At 65.1% G+C, this 19,829-nt stretch carries 14 protein-coding genes; 7 read left to right on the top strand and 7 right to left on the bottom strand.

Annotated elements, in window-relative coordinates:
* The first annotated feature begins 148 nt into the window (after positions 1-148).
* A complete protein-coding gene (locus BC1002_RS31975) occupies positions 149-673 on the top strand; it encodes a CinA family protein (protein ID WP_013094111.1) in 525 nt (174 codons plus the stop codon).
* A gap of 14 nt (positions 674-687) precedes the next feature.
* Positions 688-1,548 carry an ammonia-dependent NAD(+) synthetase gene (gene nadE, locus BC1002_RS31970; protein ID WP_013094110.1) on the top strand — a complete coding sequence of 287 codons (861 nt, stop codon included), beginning with the start codon at positions 688-690 and terminating at the stop codon, positions 1,546-1,548.
* A 14-nt stretch (positions 1,549-1,562) separates the two neighbouring features.
* On the opposite strand, the gene BC1002_RS31965 is transcribed toward nadE, so the two are convergent.
* The 3 genes from BC1002_RS31965 to BC1002_RS31955 form a co-directional block, all read right to left on the bottom strand.
* Entirely contained in the window at positions 1,563-1,829 is a 267-nt protein-coding gene (locus tag BC1002_RS31965) for a DUF2934 domain-containing protein (protein WP_013094109.1), read from the bottom strand.
* Positions 1,830-2,072: 243 nt separating this feature from the next.
* The gene (locus tag BC1002_RS31960; RefSeq protein WP_041735745.1) at positions 2,073-2,345 is read right to left on the bottom strand and encodes a DUF6723 family protein; all 273 of its coding nucleotides are present in this window, start codon (positions 2,343-2,345) and stop codon (positions 2,073-2,075) included.
* A gap of 135 nt (positions 2,346-2,480) precedes the next feature.
* Positions 2,481-3,044 (bottom strand): hemerythrin domain-containing protein, encoded by a 564-nt coding sequence (locus BC1002_RS31955; protein ID WP_013094107.1) that lies wholly within the window; start codon positions 3,042-3,044, stop codon positions 2,481-2,483.
* 142 nt (positions 3,045-3,186) lie between these two features.
* Between BC1002_RS31955 and BC1002_RS31950 the strand changes: the two genes are divergently transcribed.
* Positions 3,187-4,266: a glycosyltransferase family 4 protein gene (locus tag BC1002_RS31950; protein ID WP_013094106.1), complete on the top strand. Its 1,080-nt coding sequence runs from the start codon at positions 3,187-3,189 to the stop codon at positions 4,264-4,266.
* Positions 4,267-4,273: 7 nt separating this feature from the next.
* Here BC1002_RS31950 and BC1002_RS31945 read toward each other — a convergent pair whose 3' ends face one another.
* Positions 4,274-7,393: a CheR family methyltransferase gene (locus BC1002_RS31945; protein ID WP_013094105.1), complete on the bottom strand. Its 3,120-nt coding sequence runs from the start codon at positions 7,391-7,393 to the stop codon at positions 4,274-4,276.
* Positions 7,394-7,662: 269 nt separating this feature from the next.
* Here BC1002_RS31945 and BC1002_RS31940 point away from each other — a divergent pair, with 269 nt between their 5' ends.
* Both BC1002_RS31940 and BC1002_RS31935 read left to right on the top strand, forming a co-directional pair.
* On the top strand, positions 7,663-8,652 hold the full coding sequence (locus tag BC1002_RS31940; protein WP_013094104.1) for a chemotaxis protein CheB: 990 nt from the start codon (positions 7,663-7,665) through the stop codon (positions 8,650-8,652).
* A 106-nt stretch (positions 8,653-8,758) separates the two neighbouring features.
* A complete protein-coding gene (locus tag BC1002_RS31935) occupies positions 8,759-12,841 on the top strand; it encodes a CheR family methyltransferase (RefSeq protein WP_013094103.1) in 4,083 nt (1,360 codons plus the stop codon).
* A gap of 28 nt (positions 12,842-12,869) precedes the next feature.
* Here the strand turns inward: BC1002_RS31935 and BC1002_RS31930 are convergent, their stop codons facing one another.
* Together BC1002_RS31930 and BC1002_RS31925 are read right to left on the bottom strand one after the other, a co-directional pair.
* Positions 12,870-14,156 carry a phosphatidylserine decarboxylase family protein gene (locus BC1002_RS31930; RefSeq protein WP_013094102.1) on the bottom strand — a complete coding sequence of 429 codons (1,287 nt, stop codon included), beginning with the start codon at positions 14,154-14,156 and terminating at the stop codon, positions 12,870-12,872.
* Positions 14,157-14,184: 28 nt separating this feature from the next.
* Positions 14,185-15,216 (bottom strand): flavodoxin family protein, encoded by a 1,032-nt coding sequence (locus BC1002_RS31925; RefSeq protein ID WP_013094101.1) that lies wholly within the window; start codon positions 15,214-15,216, stop codon positions 14,185-14,187.
* A 176-nt stretch (positions 15,217-15,392) separates the two neighbouring features.
* Here BC1002_RS31925 and BC1002_RS31920 point away from each other — a divergent pair, with 176 nt between their 5' ends.
* Together BC1002_RS31920 and BC1002_RS31915 are read left to right on the top strand one after the other, a co-directional pair.
* Positions 15,393-16,100 (top strand): PIG-L deacetylase family protein, encoded by a 708-nt coding sequence (locus BC1002_RS31920; RefSeq protein ID WP_013094100.1) that lies wholly within the window; start codon positions 15,393-15,395, stop codon positions 16,098-16,100.
* A gap of 58 nt (positions 16,101-16,158) precedes the next feature.
* Positions 16,159-17,091 (top strand): glycosyltransferase family 2 protein, encoded by a 933-nt coding sequence (locus BC1002_RS31915; protein WP_013094099.1) that lies wholly within the window; start codon positions 16,159-16,161, stop codon positions 17,089-17,091.
* Positions 17,092-17,112: 21 nt separating this feature from the next.
* On the opposite strand, the gene BC1002_RS31910 is transcribed toward BC1002_RS31915, so the two are convergent.
* Positions 17,113-19,806: an ATP-binding cassette domain-containing protein gene (locus BC1002_RS31910; protein WP_013094098.1), complete on the bottom strand. Its 2,694-nt coding sequence runs from the start codon at positions 19,804-19,806 to the stop codon at positions 17,113-17,115.
* Positions 19,807-19,829 lie beyond the last annotated feature (23 nt).

Raw genomic sequence — 19,829 nt, 5'->3', positions numbered from 1 at the left:
TGCTCTTCCACGCTTCAGCAATGAGCATACCGCCGGCTTGAACCGATGGCGATGCGCGAAACGTGAAGCACGCGCGGACCGATCCTTGCTGAGCTTTTGCACCAACGAAACGCCGGTCCGAATCCGTCGCACAACAAAGGCTCAAATCATGAACATTCCCATGCAAGTCGTGTCTTTCCTCAGCTCGCGAGGTCTGAAGCTCGCAACCGCCGAATCCTGCACCGGCGGCCAGATTGCGTCGTATCTGGCTAGCGTGCCGGGTAGCGGCGCGTGTCTCGATGTCGGCTTCGTCAGCTACTCGCCATCCGGCAAAGCAGGCTTTCTTGGTGTGCGGGAAAGCACGATGAAGCAATACGGGCTCACCAGCGAAGCGGTCGCGCGCGAAATGGCCGAGGGTGCGCTAAGTCAGGAAGGCTGCTGCGCCGACATCGCGGTATCGAACACGGGGCTTGCCGATGGCGGCGCGCATGGCGGCTCCGCTGACGGCCCGCCACCAGGCACGCAATGCTTCGCATGGTCGTTCCGACGGCCCGGCGATCAGTTCGTCACGTTCGCCGAGACGCGGCGCTTTTCCGGCGATCGCAACGACGTGCGTTCGGCCGCCGCGCTGTATGCGCTGTCGCGCGTCGAGCATTACTTCGATCAACTCCCGCGCATCGAGCGGGACCACTGAAGAGAGACCGAACGATGAATCTGCACTCCTCCTTCGACACCCACGCGTGGCAGCAGGCAGTAATTGACGAACTCGGCGTCGAGCGCAATTTCGACGTCGACAGCGAGCGCGAGCGGCGTATTGCCTTCCTCGGCGACTACCTGGCGTCGCAAGGCTTGCACACCTATGTGCTTGGTATCAGCGGCGGCGTCGATTCGTCGACTGCCGGACGCCTCGCGCAGCTTGCCGTCGAACGTCTGCGCGCAACCGGCTACGAAGCGCACTTCGTCGCGGTGCGTCTACCGTACGGCAGCCAACGCGACGAAGAAGACGCCGCGGCCGCCCTCGCGTTCATCCGCCCCGACGAAACGCTGACGGTCAACATCAAGGAGCCCGCCGACGCGATGCTGTCTTCTCTGAAACGCGGCAACGTGCAGTACGTCGACGACTTTCATGAAGACTTCGTGCTCGGCAATATCAAGGCGCGGCAACGCATGATCGCGCAATACGCGATTGCGGGCGCGCGGGTCGGCGTGGTGATCGGCACCGACCACGCGGCCGAATCGCTGATGGGCTTTTTCACGAAGTTCGGCGACGGCGGCGCCGATATCTTGCCGCTCGCCGGTCTGACGAAGCGCCGCGTGCGTGCGCTCGCGCATGCGCTCGGCGCATCGGAGCGGCTCGTCGACAAAGTGCCGACCGCGGACCTCGAATCGCTGACGCCGCAGAAACCGGACGAGGACAGCTACGGCATCAGTTATCAGGACATCGACGACTTCCTCGAAGGCAAGCCGGTCAGCGACGAAGTATTGACGACGATTCGCCGCTTTTACATGGCAACGCGCCACAAACGCGCGCTGCCGGTGGCGCCGACGCGATCGTCGGCGCCGGTGTAGAGCGCGGGGCCCGCTTATCCAGCGCGCGGGCGTTTGGCTCGCTTCGAGGGTTCGATGTCGTCGCCCGGCATTTCCTGCAGTTGCTCTTCGGGCGCGATGCGCGAGCCGCGGTCGCGATCGGCGGACTGATCGGTCGGCTCCTGCGGCGCGGCTGCGCCTTCCGCCTCGATCTGCCGGCGCGCTTCCTCCCAATGGTCGTCGGCTCTCCCTTCCGGCGACGGATCGTTTTCCCAGATCTGATACGCCCGCGTGCGGATGCGGGCTTCGAGTTCCTTGTCCATATGCGTTTCTCCGAGAACGTAAGCGATGCCGCGGCACGGCGCCGCGCGCGCCGGGTCCGAGTGACGGCGAGCGACAGGCGAGCAAGGGTTGTTCCGCGCGGTGCGCGTTGGGTCGATAGCACCATCGCAAGAGAGCGGCGGGCGCACAACTCCACCGTGTGCCGGTGGTGAACCGGGACAAGCGTTTGATGGGGATGCCGTCGTCAGCGCGGTGGGGCGCCGCGCGCTAACCGGGCCGCGCGCTCACGCCTCCGGACAGGCAAGGTCGGCCGCAACGATCCGCGCGCCGTATTCTTCGGCGGCGAGCCGCGCTTCCTCGATGCTGTTGAACGGACCGACTTCGGGCGCGCCATCGAACGGGAACAGACGGCGGCCATCCAATTTACGGCTCACCAGCAGATCGGCATAGAATCGTCCATCGGCGCTGCGTCGCGCGGTGACGTAAATCGAAAAGTCATCGCGCGAGGCGACCGCTGCCGCCGGGTATTGCGTCAGTTTCAGCTTTCTCCTTGACATGGCTCTCCCTGCCTGCATCAGGCGATCCTGTTGTGCCCTCCTGAAATCGATGTTAATGGACACGTAAAAGGGTGCGTTCGTCCGTAAGCATCGACTTACGGACAGAGCTGTCGCAGCAACGCCTTTGGGCTCCAATCAGGTCTTGTCGCCGACCGCGCGACTGCCCGCCTGATCCAGCCTGGCTTGCAGCGTTTCCTTGCGGGCCGCGATCTTTTTGCCGAGCGCGGCGAGATCGCAGCCGGTGCGGCGTAAGGCCGGAAAGAGTTCGCCTTCCTCCTCCTCGACGTGATGCCGCACCAGTTCGGACATGACCTTGAAGGTCGCGTCGAAGCCCTTGTCGCCCGGCTTCAGCGTCGTGAACTTCGCGATTAGCGTCTTCACCAGAAAATGCTCGACGTAGGCTTCATCGACATCGAGCTTGTCGTCGTCGGGCAGTGCTTGCTGCGCGGCCGGATACAACAGTTCTTCCTCGATGATCGTGTGCATCGTCAGTTCTTCGCAGGCACGCTGCGCCAACGCGGCTTTGGCTTCGAGCGTGTCGCGCTCGTCACCGCGCGATTTGCCGAAGGCGTCGAACAGTTTTTCGACGGCACGGTGATCGGCTTCGAGCAGCGCGAGCGCGTCGGGTGTTCTCGCGTTTTCGCGTGGGGCGGTGGGCTTCGTGTCGTCCGAAGCGGATTGCGTTGCGCGGTCGTTCATGGCAGCCCCTTTGATCGGTCAAGTACCCGCATCGAGCAAACGCCATACCGCGTCACCGCTCGCGCGGCGGTACGTCGATTGCTGCTGGTGGTCCGGCGCGGCGTGTTGCGCGCCGACTTCCCTGTCCTCTTTTCAACGCCCGATGAGAATCGCCCAGATCGCCCCGCTTTACGAAAGCGTGCCGCCGTTCGCGTACGGCGCGACCGAACGCGTCGTGTCGTATCTGACCGAAGAACTGGTCGCCCGCGGCCACGACGTGACGCTCTATGCGAGCGCCGATTCGACGACCGCCGCGCGGCTGGTGTCGATCTGCCCGCGCGGACTTTGGCGCGACACGAACGTGTGGGACACGCAAACGCATCACGTCAGGCAACTCGCGCGCGTGATTCGCGACGCGGATCAATTCGATGTCGTTCATTTTCACGGCGAGCCATTGCATTTCGCGTGGTCAGAACTCATGCCATGCCGTACGCTGACGACGCTGCACGGCCGTCTGCTGCTGCACGATCACGGCCCGCTGTTTCGCGAATTCGCCCGCGTGCCGGTGGTGTCGATTTCCGCGAGTCAGCGCCGGCCCGTGCCGTGGGCGAACTGGCAAGGCACGGTCCATCACGGCCTGCCGCTCGCCGAGTTCGCGTTTCAACCGATGGCCGGTTCATACCTGTTATTTCTCGGCCGCATGATGCCGGAGAAACGTCCCGATCTCGCGATCGAAATTGCCCGGCGCAGCGGCTTGCCGTTGAAGATCGCCGCGAAGATCCATCCCGGCGAGCGCGACTATTTCCGCGAGCGCATCGATCCGCTGTTGCGCCGCTCGACAGCGTTCACCGAATACCTCGGCGAAGTCGGCGGCCTCGCGCGCCGGCGGTTGATCGAAAACGCCCGCGCGTTGCTGCTGCCGATCGAATGGGACGAGCCGTTCGGCATGGTGATGATCGAGGCGATGGCGTGCGGTACGCCGGTGATCGCGTTTCGCCGCGGCGCGGTGCCAGAGTTGATCGACGACGGCGTGAGCGGTCTGCTCGTCGATAACGTGGACGAGGCCGTGCGAGCGGTTGCGCGCATCGACAGCATCGAGCGTGGCGCGTGCCGGCATGCGTTCGAGCGCCGCTTCACGGCCGCGCGCATGACCGACGACTACCTGACGATCTACGACGCGCTGCTCGCGCCCGACACGCGAGACCATCCGCCCGCGACGGGCAGTCAGCCCGCGCCGGTGTAATCGCCGTTCAGGTGCGGTCGGGCGCCTTGTTGCGATCGTCATGATCGTCGGATTCCGTCGTATAGCGACGCGATTGGCCGAGTTGCCGACGCAATTCGTTAACCTCGTTCTTCAGATCGATCATGCGCAGTTCGCGGCCGATCGCCACCCTGTTGAACCGCTCGAGTTCCTCGTTGCGCGCGCGCAGGTCTTCCTCGGCCCGCGCACGTCCGACCGCCGCCCACGTGCGCTCGGCCATCAGCTCGAGAAACATCAGTTCGTCGGGCGCCCACGTGTGCGCGGTGTCGAAGTGCATCGTCAGCGCGCCGAGCACGCGGCCCGACTGCACGAACGGCATGTTGGCCCACGAGCCGATGCCGAGCGCGCGGCACGCGCGCCGCTCGGCCGCGCTTGCGGCGGGATCGGCCATCACGTCGTTGCTCCAGCCGCTGCGGCCGGTGAACAGCGCGGCGGTAAGCGCGGGCCCGGCGTCGTTGATCGCGCAGCGGCGGCCCAGCATATCGGCCGTGCCCGCCAGCGCGTCGGTCGCGACGATTTCAAGTTCATCGGGGCCACGCGCTTCCGAGTAGTTGACGCGCGCGGCGCCGAACTGCTGACGCAGCATCCGGATCGCCGTCGATCGGGTATTGCGGTAACCGGTCAGCCCGCGCAGCGCGTTGGCGAAGCGCACCATGAAATCGTGCATCGCGCTTTCGCGCAGCACTCTTTCCGCGTGCTTCAGGTCGGAGATGTCGGTGACCGTGACGGCCACGCCGGTCGTGCCGGTCTGCGACAGAAACGGGCGAATGCGCCGCAGGAACCATCCACCGCTGGCATTGCGCACCTCGGCTTCGCGCGGTGTCCGGTTCTGCATCACCGCGAGCACGTCGCGCAGGAAATTCACGTCGTCGACCTTCGGCGAAATATCGGCGATGCCGCGTCCGACGTCGCCCGTTTTCAGCGGAAATATCTCGCAGATCGAAGGCGTGAACCACCGCACGCGCAACGCCTCGTCGAGAAACATCGCCATCACCGCACCGGCGCTCAGTACGGCGCTTTGCATCTCCAGTTCCGCTATCTTGCCGGTGAGCCGCGCATTGGCCTGGTTCAGGTCGTCGTTGACGAGATTGAGTTGCTCGTTCGCGGCTTTCAGTTCCTCGTTGAGCACCTGCAACTCTTCGCGCGACGCCTCCAGTTCCTCGCGCGAGATGCGGATCGCTTCGCTCCACTCGCTGGAAGCCGCGACGTCCGCATCGCGGCTCGGCAGTGCAACCGGTTCGGTGGCGCCGGGGCGAATCTCGCGCGCCCGGGAAATGAACGATGCGAGCAACCTCGGCGCGGCGCCGTTTTGCGCGCTTCGAATCGGCGTGAGCCGGATCTGGAACGAGTGCGTGACGTTACCTTCGTCACGCAGGCCGTTGACGATCGTCGGCTGACCGTCTTCGAGCGCCATCTTCGCGGCCGCCTTCAGGCTCGACGCCAGTTCGCGCTGCGTCAGTTCGAGCAGGTTGTCGGTTGGCTGGCCGGCCGGGACACGCAGGAATTTTTCCGTATCGCCATACACACGCAGCACGCGGAACTCGTCGTCGATCAACACCGACGGGAAATCCCGCTGCGCATGCGCGCTCGAATGACCGATGAAAGGCACGGCGCTCGCGCGCAAGCTTGTCGCGACACGCAACGGGAAGCGGACTTCGACGTCACTCGCGGGGCCCGTCTTGCGGTAAATATGCCAACGGCTCGACACGAAGTTGAAACCTTGCCGCGATAACAGCGGCTCGCCCTTGCCGAGGAACAGATAGCCGCCCACCTTCAGCGAGCTGTGCAGCAGGAATACGACGCGCTTGACCGCTTCGGGGTCGAGATAAATCAGCAGGTTGCGACAAGTGACCAGATCGAGGTCCTTGAACGGGGGATCGAGCAGCAGGTCCTGCGGCGCGAATACCATCTTTTCGCGCAAGTGGCGTTTGACGCGCCAGTTGCCGTCGGTGGAATAGAAGAACTTCTGCTGGCGTGCCGTGGAGACGTTCTTCAGCGCGTCGCCCGAAAACGCGCCGCGGCTCGCGCGCGCGACGATCTCCGGCGACGCATCGGTCGCGAACACCCGGAAATCGAAGGGACGGCCGGTGTTGTCCGCATGCTCTTGCAGAAGCATCGCAACCGAATACGCCTCTTCGCCGGTCGCGCAGGCTGGCGTCCAGGCCCGCACGACATCGCCCGCGTGGCGCTCGCTCAGCATCGGTTCGATGACCTCATGCCGCAACACGTCCCAGGCCGGCGCATCGCGGAAGAACTCGGTCACGTGAATCGGAATGCCGCGAATCAGCGCTTCGAGCTCGGCCGGGTCGTCGCGCAACAGCGACTCGTAGTCGCCGAACGATTCGGCACGCCGTCGATCCATGCGCTGCTGGATGCGCCACAGCAGCGGGGCCGCCTTGTATCCACCCAGATCGAAGCCCGCCTGCTTGCGGATCAGCCCGACGATCTCATCGAGCGTTCGCGTGATCTCGCCGGTCCATGCAACTTCATTGGCCGGCCGCACATAGGCGGGTGACGCGCAGCGCAGCAGCTGTTTCGCGATCTCGCCGACCGGCAGGATGTAGTCGGCGGCGCCGCGCGAAATCACCGCTCTCGGCATGCTGTCGTTCATCGTGGTGACCGGGTCCTGCACGAGCACCACGCCGCCGGCCCGCTTCACGCAGATCGCGCCGGCCGCGCCATCGGTGCCGGTGCCGCACAGGATCGCGGCGAGCGCGTGCGAGCCGCGATCTTGCGCGAGGCTTTCAAGGAATGCGTCGATGGTGTCGATGCCGGGACGGCGGCTGCCGCCGTCGACCGGCCGCGTGCGAAAGAGGCCGCCTTCGAGAGTCAGCACGTCGTCGGAACCCGCGACGTAGACGTGGTTCGGCTCGGGACGCTCACCGTGGTTCGCGGCCCGGACCGGCAGCAACGTCCACTTGCTGACCAGATTCACGAGCTCGTTCGATCCACCCGGCAGCTGGTGTTGCACGACGACGAGCGCAAGCGCAGGTTCGGCGGGCAAAGCCTGAAGCAGGCAATGCATCGCTTCGATGCCGCCGGCGGATGCACCAATGCCAACGACGTGGCAGCTTTCCGCTGGCACGGAAGCTTGAATCGGAGTCGCCATGACTGTGAGTTTGCGCAGGAACGTCGTATCGTGCCGGCCATCTCCGGCACGCCCGTCCTACATGTTCATCATATGCCTCTGCGTGGTTCGCGCGACGCTTTCGGCCCGTTTGGCTGATTGTGGCGGAGGCTGAAAACCGGAGCCAGCGCAAGGGCGTTTTCACCGACGACGGCGCAATAAAAATGCCCCGACGGCATATCGCTTGCTCATTAAGTTGACTGATATGAAAGGGCCGTTCTTCCGTCCCGCCTCCACCTCCCGGAGTCCACTTGACCCACCGTGATTTCATCGTAATCGGCACGTCCTCGGGAGGGGTCGACGCGCTGCGTGCGCTTGCGTCGCAGCTCCCCGTCGATATGCCCGCCAGCATCGCCGTCGTACTGCACATCGGCGCGCATGGCAGCATGCTCCCCACGCTTCTGAACCAGGCCGGCCCGCTGCCCGCCAAGCACGCGCAGGATGGCGAACATTACGCGCCCGGCAGAATTTACGTGGCGCCGCCCGATCGGCACCTCGTGGTCGATGATGGCCAGTTGCGGCTCCTGCATGGCGCGAAGGAAAACTTCGCGCGCCCCGCGATCGACCCGCTGTTTCGCAGCGCGGCCGCGCAGATGGGACCACGCGCGATCGGCGTGATCCTGACCGGCCTGCTCGACGATGGCGCCGCAGGCCTCGAAGCGATCCAGGCGTGCGGCGGCACGACGGTCGTGCAGGACCCCGACGACGCGTTCGCGAGCGAGATGCCACGGCACGCAACGCCCTTCGCCGACCACGTGCTGCCGCTCCAGCAACTGGGCCCATGCCTGGTAAAACTGACCGGCGGCATTGCCAATCCCCCGGTAAATCTCGGCCCGGCGCAGCGCGAGGCCTCCGACCGCGTCGCCCTCGAACAGCGCGCGTGGCTGTCCGGCGCCGCGCCGTTCGACGCCATCAAGGGACTGGCAACGCCGTCGACCTTCACATGCCCCGAATGTAACGGCACGCTGTGGCGCATCACCGGTTCGCGCGTAATGCGTTATCGCTGCCATACCGGCCATGCGTATTCGGCCGCGTCGCTCGACGACGGCCGCATGATCGATGCGGAGACGTCGCTGCGCAATGCGCTGCGGGCGCTGCGCGAGCGCGAAATGTTCAGCCGCGAGCTCGGCGAACACTTCGCGGCGATGGGAGACACCGCCGCACAACAACGCGAGGAGGACAACGCCCGGCGCGCGGGGCACGCGGCCGAACTGTTGCAGTCGATGCTGCTGGAAAAATGAAGGCGATGCGGGATAATAACGATCCGGGGTGAGCGAGAAATGGGCTCGCTGCCCTATAAAAATCCACCGCTGGACACTATCCTTTTCCAAGAAGGGACACGCAGCCATGTCAAAGAAGCGAGGGCAAACTCTGCCTAGCCAGGCACTCTATCCGATCGTCGGTATCGGCGCATCGGCGGGGGGGCTTAACGCGCTGACGGAATTCTTCGAGGCGCTGCCCGCGCGCACGTCGATGGCCTTCGTCGTGGTGGTTCACCTGTCGCCGGACCACGAAAGCAATCTGGCCTCGCTGCTGCAGAAGGTCACCAGCATGCCGGTGCTGCAGGTCACTAGCCCCACGCAGATCGAGTCCGACCACGTCTATCTGGTCGCGCCCTCGTACGAGATGATCATGGTCGACGGCTACCTGCGCGTCACGCGCAAGCCGCCCGAGGAAGGACGCCGCGCGAGCATCGATCTGTTCTTCCGCACGCTGGCCGAGGCGCACCGCGAACGCGCGATCGGCATCGTGATGTCGGGTGCGGGCTCGGACGGCTCGGTCGGCCTGTCGCGCATCAAGGAAATGGGCGGCATCACTCTCGTGCAGGACCCTTCCGAAGCGGAATACGACAGCATGCCGCGTAGCGCGATCGCGACCGGCATGGCCGACTTCGTGATGACCGCGGCCGAGATGCCGCAGCGGCTGCTCGATCTGTGGTCCACCGCGCGGGAAATCCATCTGCCGGCCGTGCAGCCGGACGAGCCCGAGGAAGACACGGTCAACGAGTCGGCCGAGCGCGCGCTGCGCGAGATCATGGTGATCTTGCGCACCCGCACCGCGCACGACTTCCGGCATTACAAACGGGCTACGGTTCTGCGCCGTATCGAACGTCGGCTGCAGGTCAACGGCATTACGGATCTGCAGGCGTATCGCGATTATCTGCATCTGCACCCTGAAGAAACGCAGGCGCTGCTGCAGGACATGCTGATCAGCGTCACCAATTTCTTCCGCGACAAGGAAGCGTTCGACGTACTCGAGCGCGAGGTGTTGCCGGCGCTCTTCGAAAACCGCGGCGAACCGGACCGCATCCGCGTCTGGTCGGTGGGCTGCGCGACCGGCGAGGAAGCGTATTCGCTCGCGATGCTGCTGCAGGAGCGCTCGCTGAAGTCGCCCGAGGGCGTGTCGTTCCAGGTATTCGCGACCGACATCGACGAGCGCGCCATTTCATTCGCGCGCATCGGCCTGTACCCGGACTCGATCTCGGCCGACCTGACGCCGGCGCGCATCCGCCAGTTCTTCACGAAGGACGCCGCGCACTTCCGGATCAAGAAGGAACTGCGCGAACACATGCTGTTCGCGCACCATAACGTGCTCAGCGACCCGCCGTTCTCGCGGCTCGACATGATCTGCTGCCGAAATCTGCTGATCTATCTGGACCGCGAAGCGCAGATCGAAATTCTGAAGATGTTCCACTTCGCGCTGCGGCCCGGCGGCGTGCTGTTCCTCGGCAGCTCGGAGTCGGCCGACAGCGTGAGCTCGATGTTCACCGTGGTCGACAAGCGCAACCGCATCTATCGCGCGAACATGGCCGTGCGCGGCGACACGCCGGTGCCGATCGCGATTTCGGGCACGATGAGTTCGCGCCCTCTCGTTACCACGGTGCAGCCGCCGGGGCGCCGGCGCTTTTCGTTCGGCGATCTGCATCAGCGGCTCGTCGAGCAATATGCGCCGCCCAGCGTGCTGGTGAGCCGCGAATCCGAAATCGTTCATCTGTCCGACCGCGCCGGGCGTTTTCTGCAGTATTCGGGCGGCGAGCCTTCGCATAACATCGTGGCCGTCGTGCGTCCCGAACTGCGGCTCGAACTGCGCACCGCGATCTATCAGGCCTTGCACACGAACCGCAGCGTCGAAGCGCGCCGGGTGCGCATCGAGCGCGACGGCCGTTCGTACTTCGTCAACATGACCGCGCGGCCGGTGCACGACCCGGAGGCGAACGCGGACTTCGTGCTGGTGCTGTTCGACGAGGTCGAAGACAGTATGGCCAACGCGGAAACAGCGTCGGTCGACGTGCAGAAAGACCCGATCATCAGCCAGCTCGAACGCGAGCTGCAACGCACGAAGGAGCAGCTGCAGTCCACCATCGAGCAGTCGGAGACCTCGACCGAGGAGCTGAAGGCGTCGAACGAGGAATTGCAAGCGATCAACGAGGAACTGCGCTCGGCGACCGAGGAGCTCGAAACCAGCAAGGAAGAGCTGCAATCGATCAACGAAGAGCTGACCACGGTCAACGCGGAACTGAAGTCGAAGGTCGAGGAAACCGGCAAGATCAACGACGACCTGCACAACCTGATCGCCGCGAACGACATCGGCACGATCTTCGTCGACCGCAACATTTGCATCAAGCGCTATACGCCGCGCGCCACCGACGTCTTCAGCATCATTCCGTCGGACATCGGCCGCTCGCTGCTCGACATCACGCACCGCCTCGAATACGACAAGCTCGCCGACGACGCGGCCGAAGCATTCGACTCGCTGCGCCTGATCGAACGCGAGCTGAAGAGCAATGACGGGCGGTGGTATCTCGCGCGCTTCGTGCCCTACCGCACGACAGAAGACCGCATCGACGGCGCGGTGCTGTCGTTCATCGACATCACCGGCCGGCGTCAGGCGGAAGACCGGCTGCGCGAAGGCGAGCGGCGCATGCGCATCGTCGCCGAGGGCACCAAGGACTACGCGATCATCACGTTCGACGAAAACGGCGTGATCAACAGCTGGAATGCGGGCGCGGAACGGATTTTCGGCTATTCGGAAGCCGAAATGATCGGCCAGTCCGCCGACATCCTGTACACCGACGAAGACCGCGCCGCGAACGTCGCTAAACGCGAGTTCGCCGAAGCGCGTCTGAACGGGCGCGCCGAAGAGGAACGTTGGCATCTGCGCAAGGACGGTACGCGCTTTTTCGCGAGCGGCGTGTTGTCCCGTCTCGACGAGCCGGGCATCAGCGGTTTTGCGAAGATCACGCGCGATCTCGGCGAGTTCGCCAGCGACGCGACCTCGGGACGCGGCACCCACGTCGAAACGCTGCGCGCGGCGAGCGAGCGCGAAGCACAGCGACGCCGCGATGAATTTCTCGCGGTCGTGTCGCACGAGCTCAAGCATCCGCTCAACCTGATTTCAGCGAGCGCCGAACTGATCGCGCGCGCGCCGGAAACGCGCCAGAACCTCAACGTGTCGCGCGCGACCGATACGATCCGCCGCACCGTGATCGGCCAGGCGCAAATCATCGACGATCTGCTCGATATTTCGCGCGTGCGCACCGGCAAGCTGTCGGTCGTGCGCACGGTGGTCGACATGCGCGAGATCGTGCAGCGCGTGTGCAGCGCGGTGCAGGATGATGCCGCGCAGCGTGGCATCACATTGAGCGTCGAAGTGACCGATGCGCCCGTGATCATTCATGCGGATCTGACGCGTATCGAGCAGATCGTGTGGAATCTGATCAGTAATGCGCTCAAGTTCACGCAGCGCGGGTCGATCCAGGTGTCGTTGCAGGTCAATGACCACGCCGAGGCCGTGCTGCGCGTCAGCGATACCGGCACCGGCATCGAGGCGTCGCTGCTGCCGCATATCTTCGAGATGTTCCAGCAGAGCCGCGATCCGGGCTCGCGCCGCGGGGGCCTCGGTATCGGCCTCGCGCTGGTGCGCGATCTGGTCAACCTGCACGGCGGCGCGGTGCGCGCGGAGTCGGACGGCGTCGGCCGCGGCGCAACGTTCACGGTGACGCTGCCTACCCACCGGCTCGCCACCCGTACGAGCGCGGGAATCGAAATCACCGGCGAGCCGCTGAAAGGCACGCGCATCCTGATGGTCGACGACGACGCCGCGACCGTCGAAACCTTCAAGCTGCTGCTGGAAAGCGAGGGCGCCGAAGTGCGCACCGCGACGAGCGGCGAGGAAGCGCTGACGATCATCAACGGTAACGCGCCCGATATCATCCTGTCCGACATCGGCATGCCGGGCATGGACGGTATGGAGTTCGTCGGCAAGCTGCGCGGCATGCCGGCGATGAAGTCCGTGATCTGTATCGCGGTCAGCGGCTTCGGCCAGCAGGCGGACGTCAGCGCGGCCGAAGATGCGGGCTTCGACGCGCACCTGAAAAAACCGGTGGTTCTCGAAGACCTGCTGAGTATTTTCGCGCGGCTACGCAGTTGAAGCCGCCGCCCGGCGGCGCGCAGCGCGTCTAGCCGTTGCCTTGCGACGGCGATGCGTTGCGCGAGCCGACCCTCGCAACCGCCGCGTTGACCTTGATCGGCGGCTGCTTGTCGCCGAACGGCGGCTCGATGACGAAGCGCTCTATCACGCCCGGCTCGAACACCAGGCAGCAGGTCGATCCGCCGTACTGGAAAAAACCCAACTCGTCGCCCTTTCTGACGCGCTGACCCGGCAACGCCTCGATGATGCAAGACGACACGTCCGCCATGCCGACGAACACGCACGCCACCTGCCCCACCGCCACATCGTCGCATTCGATCACGATCACCGCGCGAGCCGCGAGCGCCGTGATGTAACCCTGCGAATCGTTGAGCCCGCTCGGGTCTTCGCCTTCGCTATCGGCTGTCGAATAGTAGCTGCCGTCCGCCGCGTACGCGCGCGATATCACGCCACTGACCGGCGCATGCCAGCGGTGATAGTTGAACGCGCTCAAAAACGCCTGATACACCGAGCCGCCCTCGAAGCATCGCGCCAGTTCGCGCTCGCGCGAGCTCAGCATGTCTTCGAGCGAATACGGCTGCGACTTGATCCAGAACGTGTCGCGCAGCTTCACGCCGTGCCGCACGTTGTAAGGCGTCGCCTCGCATGCGCTGACGATCAGCTTGTCGTTGTCCGGCTCCTCGACGGGTCGCATGCCGGGACGGAAGCGCCGCGTGAAGAAATCGTTCCACGATGTAAAGCCCCAATACGGTTGCCCGGGATCGCAAACGAATTGCGCAAGGCCGATCCGTTTGTCGGCCTCGGGGCTGAACCATCCGTCGGGCGACGACGTATTTAAATGTTCGCGTGAATGCGGACCACTCAGAAAGCCGCACCAGCAGTTCAGCACATGCTTGAGCTGCTCGTTGAGCGCCGGGTCGCGAAACAGCGCATAGCCGGACGGCATGCACATCGGCCAGTCGAGTACCGCGTTCAGCGGACAATGAATCAGATCAGACTCGCTGAACGGCGGCGCGTAGGTCATCAGGTAATCGACGACCGTCATCAGCTCGTCGATCGTTGCATAGCCGAGCACGTAGCCCGCTTGCTGTGCCTGCATGATGGCCCGCGTCATATCCATGCGCAGCACCGGATCGCCTTCGATCAGCGCCGCGAGTTCCGCAACGGCGCGCGTGCGTGGCGCTGTGCGCGCACGTTCGCGCGCTTTCGCGGCCAGCGCGGTCCGGTAGCGCGCGAGATGCGCTTCGTCACGCGGCAGCCATCCTCCGAGCCGGCGCCGTTGCGTGCGCGGGCTCGCCACTTCGTCGTTCGTCATGCTTCGCCTTTCTTATGTGACTTGAAAATCATTTGGCGCGCGGCGTGCCGAGGGCGTCGTCCGGCTCCTTGCGGCCGCCACGGATCTGCTCGACGCAGTTCGCGACGGCCTCCGCCACGTTGGCCACTTCCTGCTGCATGTCCTCGTCGCGATCGAGCGCTTCATGGCTGGTCGCATAAGGCTCGTAATAGCCGATAAAACGATCGAGACGCGACTTCGCGCCCGCTTCGACAAAGCCCATCCAGTCGAGCCAGTCGGCGAGCGCCCGCCGCGAGTCCTCGATGCCGGCGACGTCGCCATGCACGACGACGCCATAGGCCCGGCCCGCCAGATGTTTCGGGTAATCCCAGCCGGCCAGTTCGAGACGCTTCGCTTCGTCCGCTTTCTTGCCGTGCGTCGAGGTGGGATCGGGATTGCCGCCGTCGGCGCAAACGAGGCGATCCATCATCAGCTTCAGCGGCGCGGACACCTGATACCAGTAGACCGGCGTCACGATCAGCACGCCGTGGCAGGCGGCAAAGCGCTCGTAGATTTCGTTCATCCAGTCGTTGACGAGCCCGAGCGAGTGATTCGGATAACAGCTGCATGGCCAGTGACACAGCGGCATCGCGGTCGACACACAGCCTTTGCACGGATGAATATGCAAGTCGCGATCGGAGTTCAGGTGCGACAAGTCGAGGAAATCGACGTCGCAGGTCCGGCGTTCGAGCGCCTGCTGCGCGATCTTCGCGAGCCGGAAGCTCTTCGACATCTCGCCGGGGCACGTGTAGTCGTTGCGCGAGGACGCGTTGATCACGAGCACGCGCGAGCGCGTCGCCGGATCGCGTTGCCGCGCCTGCGCCGCCTTCACGCGTTCGCTCGCTGCGCGCCATTCGACCGACAGATCGTAGTCCGGGTCGGCGAATCCCGGGCCGGCCTTTTCGGTGACCGGCGCCTTGCGGCCCTGTGAGTAGGCATCCCACGCGATCGCTTCGAGCCGCGCGAGCGATGCGTCTTCCGCACGAAACGCCGGATCGTAGAAGCGGGCCATGAAGCGCTCGCGAAACGCGTCGCGGGACATTGACCCGGTTACCTGACCTTTGCGGACTTCGACGGTTCGGACGTGATCGGGCGGTTTTGCAGGGGGGCTCATGGCTGACGTGGTAAGCGGTAGTAGAACCGCAAGTCAGCAAGGGTTATTCCAGCGTCGCCCCGTCGCGCGCCGCGACGGCGGAACGCAGCTTGCTAAGCGCCGGTATGGAATCGAACCAGCGCCTGCTCGTCATCTCACCGCATCTCGACGATGCGGTCCTCAGTTGCGGACTTCTGCTCGCCGCGCATCCCGGCACGGTCGTTTGCACGGTTTTCACCGCGCCGCCCGCCGAGAACATCACGACCGATTGGGACCGCGCGGCCGGTTTCGCCGACGCGTTCGAAGCGATGCGGACGCGTCAGGCGGAAGACCGGGAGGCGCTGGGGCTGCTGTCGGCGCTGCCCGTGCATTTGCTGTTCCGCGACGCGCAATACCATGCGTCGCCCGGTGCGGACGAGCTGATGACGGCGCTGAGCCAGATTGTTGCTCATGCGAAACCCACGCGCGTCCTGATGCCGTTGGGCCTGTTCCATTCGGATCACGTCATGGTGGCCAATGCGTGTCTCGCACTGATGCGGCGTCAGCCAGCCACGCGCTTCATCGCCTATGAAGACGTGCCCTACCGGCGCATGTCCGGCGTCGTGCAAGAGCGCCTATGCGACCTGGCGAAACGCGGCTATGCCGCTGACGCGCCGCACGCGTTGGACGTGCCCGGCACGACGCAACACGAGCGCATGAAGCGCGCGGCGCTCGACGCCTATCGCAGCCAATTGCGCGCGTTCGGTCCCGAAGGACAGGCGAGCCTCTTTTCGCCGGAACGCTATTGGCAGCTCGGCCGCGATGAATCGAGTCGGCATCCGCAAAGCGCGTGACCCACGGCACGATGTTTGCTGCGTCGTCGCGGTCCAACCGTCGAAGCGATTGCTTAGCATGCGAACAAAAACCGCCCACCCCCGCATTTCGGTCGTCGTTCTCACCCATAACCGTGCGGGCGAATTGCTCACCACCTTGGAACGTCTGCTCGCGTTACCCGAAAACCCGCCAATCATCGTCGCCGACAACGGCTCCACCGACAACACGGCCGCACTCGTCGAAGCACGCTATCCGAGCGTTCGCGTCGTCGAATGCGACGGCAATCTCGGCGCGGCGGGCCGCAACCACGCGGTCGCGTGCGTCGAGACCGACTATGTCGCGTTCTGCGATGACGACACCTGGTGGGAGCCCGGCTCGCTCGAACGCGCGGTGCAATTGCTCGACGCATGGCCCCGCGTTGGCGTGCTGAATGCGCGCGTGGCCGTCGGCGCGGACAACACGACGGACCCCACCTGTACGTTGATGCGCGCAAGCCCGCTGGGACGTGTCGGTCTGCCCGGGCCTTCCTTGATCGGCTATATGGCGGGCGCGTGCGTGTTTCGTACCGCGCTGTTCCGCGAGGTAGGCGGCTATGAGCCGCGACTGTTCATCGGCGGAGAGGAAACACTCGTTTCACTCGACCTCCTCGCGTCGGGACATGCGATTGCGTACTGCGAGCAGTTGACGCTCCAGCATCGTCCGTCGCCGGTGCGCAACAGCGCGCTGCGGCGTCGCATGCTCGCGCGCAATGCCGCGTGGGTGGCATGGCTGCGTCTGCCGTTGGGCGAAGCGTTGGGCGCGACGTTGCGCGCCCTCGACGTATTCGCGCGCGAAGGCACGCTGGTGCGCGACGGCATCGAATTACTTGGCGGACTCGCATGGTGCACCCGACAACGCAGGGTGGTCCCGCAGTCGATCCTCGCGATGCGCGACCGCGTGCGCGCGGCCGAGCGCAACCTCGACGCGTCCGCAACGACGACCGTGAGCGGTAAGTTCGACGCGCCGACCTGAGACCGGAATCACGCCCTTTCCTTATCCTGGCAACGTCGAGTCCGCACTCGACGGCGCAGGCGCGAGCCGCCGGATCGCGGCGAGCAGTTCTTCAGGCGGCACGGGCTTGTTCAAATGCGCGTCGAAGTCCGCGCTGCGCGGGTGCTGTGCGTCGAGTACGTCCGCGTAGCCGGTCAATGCGATCGCCGGCAGTGGCCTGCCCTGTAACGACGGCCGCTCGCCTTCCAGTTCTCGCAAGCGGTGCAGCACGTCGTAGCCCTCTTCGCCGGCCAGCATCAGATCGCAGAGCAGCACGTGCGGCCATTGCGCCAAGTCCGTCGCGCGCAGCCAATCCAGCGCTTCGCGGCCCGATGCGAACAGCCGCACGCGTGCGCCGCTCGTGCTCAGTACCGCTTCGAGCGCGTCACGTGCTTCTTCCTGATCGTCGATCGCGAGCACGAAGAGGCCGTCGAGCGAAGCGGGCTCGGCCGAATCCGGTGCCGTGGACTCCGACGCCAATCGCGGCTGTGCATCCGCGACCGGCCGCAACGGCAGCATCGCCACATAGGCGAGCCGGCCGTTCAGCGGCGTCAGCGTGAAGCTGCCGCCCGCGGCCGCCAGCGCGCTTTCCATATGCCGCGCCGTCGCCTGCGATAGCTCGGCCGGCTTGTCGCCCATGCCGAGCACGCTGAACCACACATGATTGCCGTGACGCTCCGCGCGCAAGGCGATGCGCTGCCCCGGGCTCGCCTGCGCGATCTCGTTGCGGCACAACTCGGCGATCAGCGGCTGCAGCACGCTCGGATCGCCGGTCACGCGCAGCGCGCTGTCGGTCGGCTCCGCGTAGACGACCACGCGCTGCCCGGCGATCTCGTCGTGCAACGCATCGATCGCACCCGCCGTCAATGCGCTGACGCTGACCGATCGAGCGGTCAGCCGGCGCTGCGCGTGTTCGAGTTCGCCCTGCTGCCATTGCAGCGACCACATCTTCGCGTACACAGCGTCGCGCGCGAGCAGCTCACGATGCGTGCCCTGCTCGACCACCTGGCCGTGTTCCATCACCAGAATCCAGTCCGCGTCGACGACGGTAGAAAGCCGATGCGCGATCACGATCGACGTACGGCCTTGCGCGAGACGCGTCAGCTCGGTCTGGATCGCGCGCTCGGAGCGCGTGTCGAGTGCCGAGGTCGCTTCGTCGAACACGATGATGCGCGGGTCCTTCAGGATCGCGCGCGCGATTGCGATACGCTGCCGCTCGCCGCCCGACAGCCGCACGCCGCGCTCGCCGACGCGCGTGTCGTAGTGGTCGGGCAAGCGCTCGATGAACTCGTCGAGCTGCGCGGCACGCGCGGCCCGCACAACGTCCGCGCGAGTCGCCGACGGACGTCCATACGCAATGTTGTAGGCGATCGTTTCATTGAACAGCACGGTGTCCTGCGGCACGATGCCGATCGCCTCGCGCAGACTGCGCTGCGTGACCTGGCTGATGTCTTGCCCGTCGATGCGAATCATGCCGCGCTCGGGCCGATACAGCCGGAACAGCAGCTTGACGAGCGTCGATTTGCCCGAGCCGCTGCCGCCGACCACCGCGAGCGTCTTGCCCGGATACGCATGGAAGTCGACATCGCGCAGCACCTGACGCGCGGTGTCGTACCCAAAATCGACGTGCTCGAACTCGATCAGCCCCGCGCCGACCTTCAGCGGCTGCGCGTCGCGCGCATCGATATCCTCGCCGACGCGGCCGTGCGCCGCCAGAATCACGAACATGCGCTCGACGTTGACGAGCGCGTCGTTGGTCTCGCGAAACACGAAGCCGAGCGTGTTCAATGGCATGCAGACCTGAATCAGGTAGGCGTTGACCAGAATCAGATCGCCGACGCTCATGCTGCCGGCCACCACATGCTGCGCGGCGAGCAGCATGACCCCCGCCACCCCGAGCGCGATCACCGCGCTCTGTCCCACGTGCAACGCGGTCAACGCGTTCTGGTTCGCGATGCGCGCGTGGACCCACTTTTCCAGCACGTCGCCGAGCCGTCGAGTTTCGCTGTCTTCGGCCGCGAAGTACTTGACCGTGTCGTAGTTCAGCAGACTATCGACGAGCCGGCCGTCCGATTGCGCTTCGAGCAGATTGACCGCGCGCTGGAACGCGACGCGCCGCCGCGTGAATACGAGCGTATAGCCCGCATACAGCACGAAGGTCGCGACGATCACGAGCATGAATTCCCGCGCGTAGGCGTGCACCATGATCGCGACGATCACGGCGATCTCGAAAAAGGTCGGCACGATCGTAAACAGCGCGGTGCCGAGCAGAAAACCGATACCGTCGGCGCCTTTCTGCACGTCGCGCACGATCGCGCCAGTCTCGCGCCGGGCATGAAAACGCGCGCTCAATCGATGCAGATGCGCGAAGGTCCGCTCGGTCAGCGCCGCGACCGTGCGCTGCACCACGATGCTGAACACGACGTCGCGCGCCTCGTTCAGCGCGTCGCCGAGAAAGCGCAGCAGCGCATAGGCGAGCACGAGGAATACCGGAAACGTCACATGCGCGAGCGGATGGCCGAGCTCATCGACGATGTGCTTCAGCGTGAGCGGCATCAGCACGGTCGCGAGCCGGGCCGTGATCATCAACGCGAGCGCCGCGCTCGTCTGCCAGCGATAACGCCATACCGCATGCGCGAGATCGCCGACGATTCGGCGCGTCAGTTCGGAGCGAGGCGGCGGGACGGAATTCGGCATGGGTTCCTGGTCGGGGCGCGCCC

Origin of the sequence: Paraburkholderia atlantica (genome assembly GCF_000092885.1) — a bacterium.
GTDB lineage: Bacteria > Pseudomonadota > Gammaproteobacteria > Burkholderiales > Burkholderiaceae > Paraburkholderia > Paraburkholderia atlantica.
This window is presented reverse-complemented; position numbering and strand designations above follow the sequence as displayed.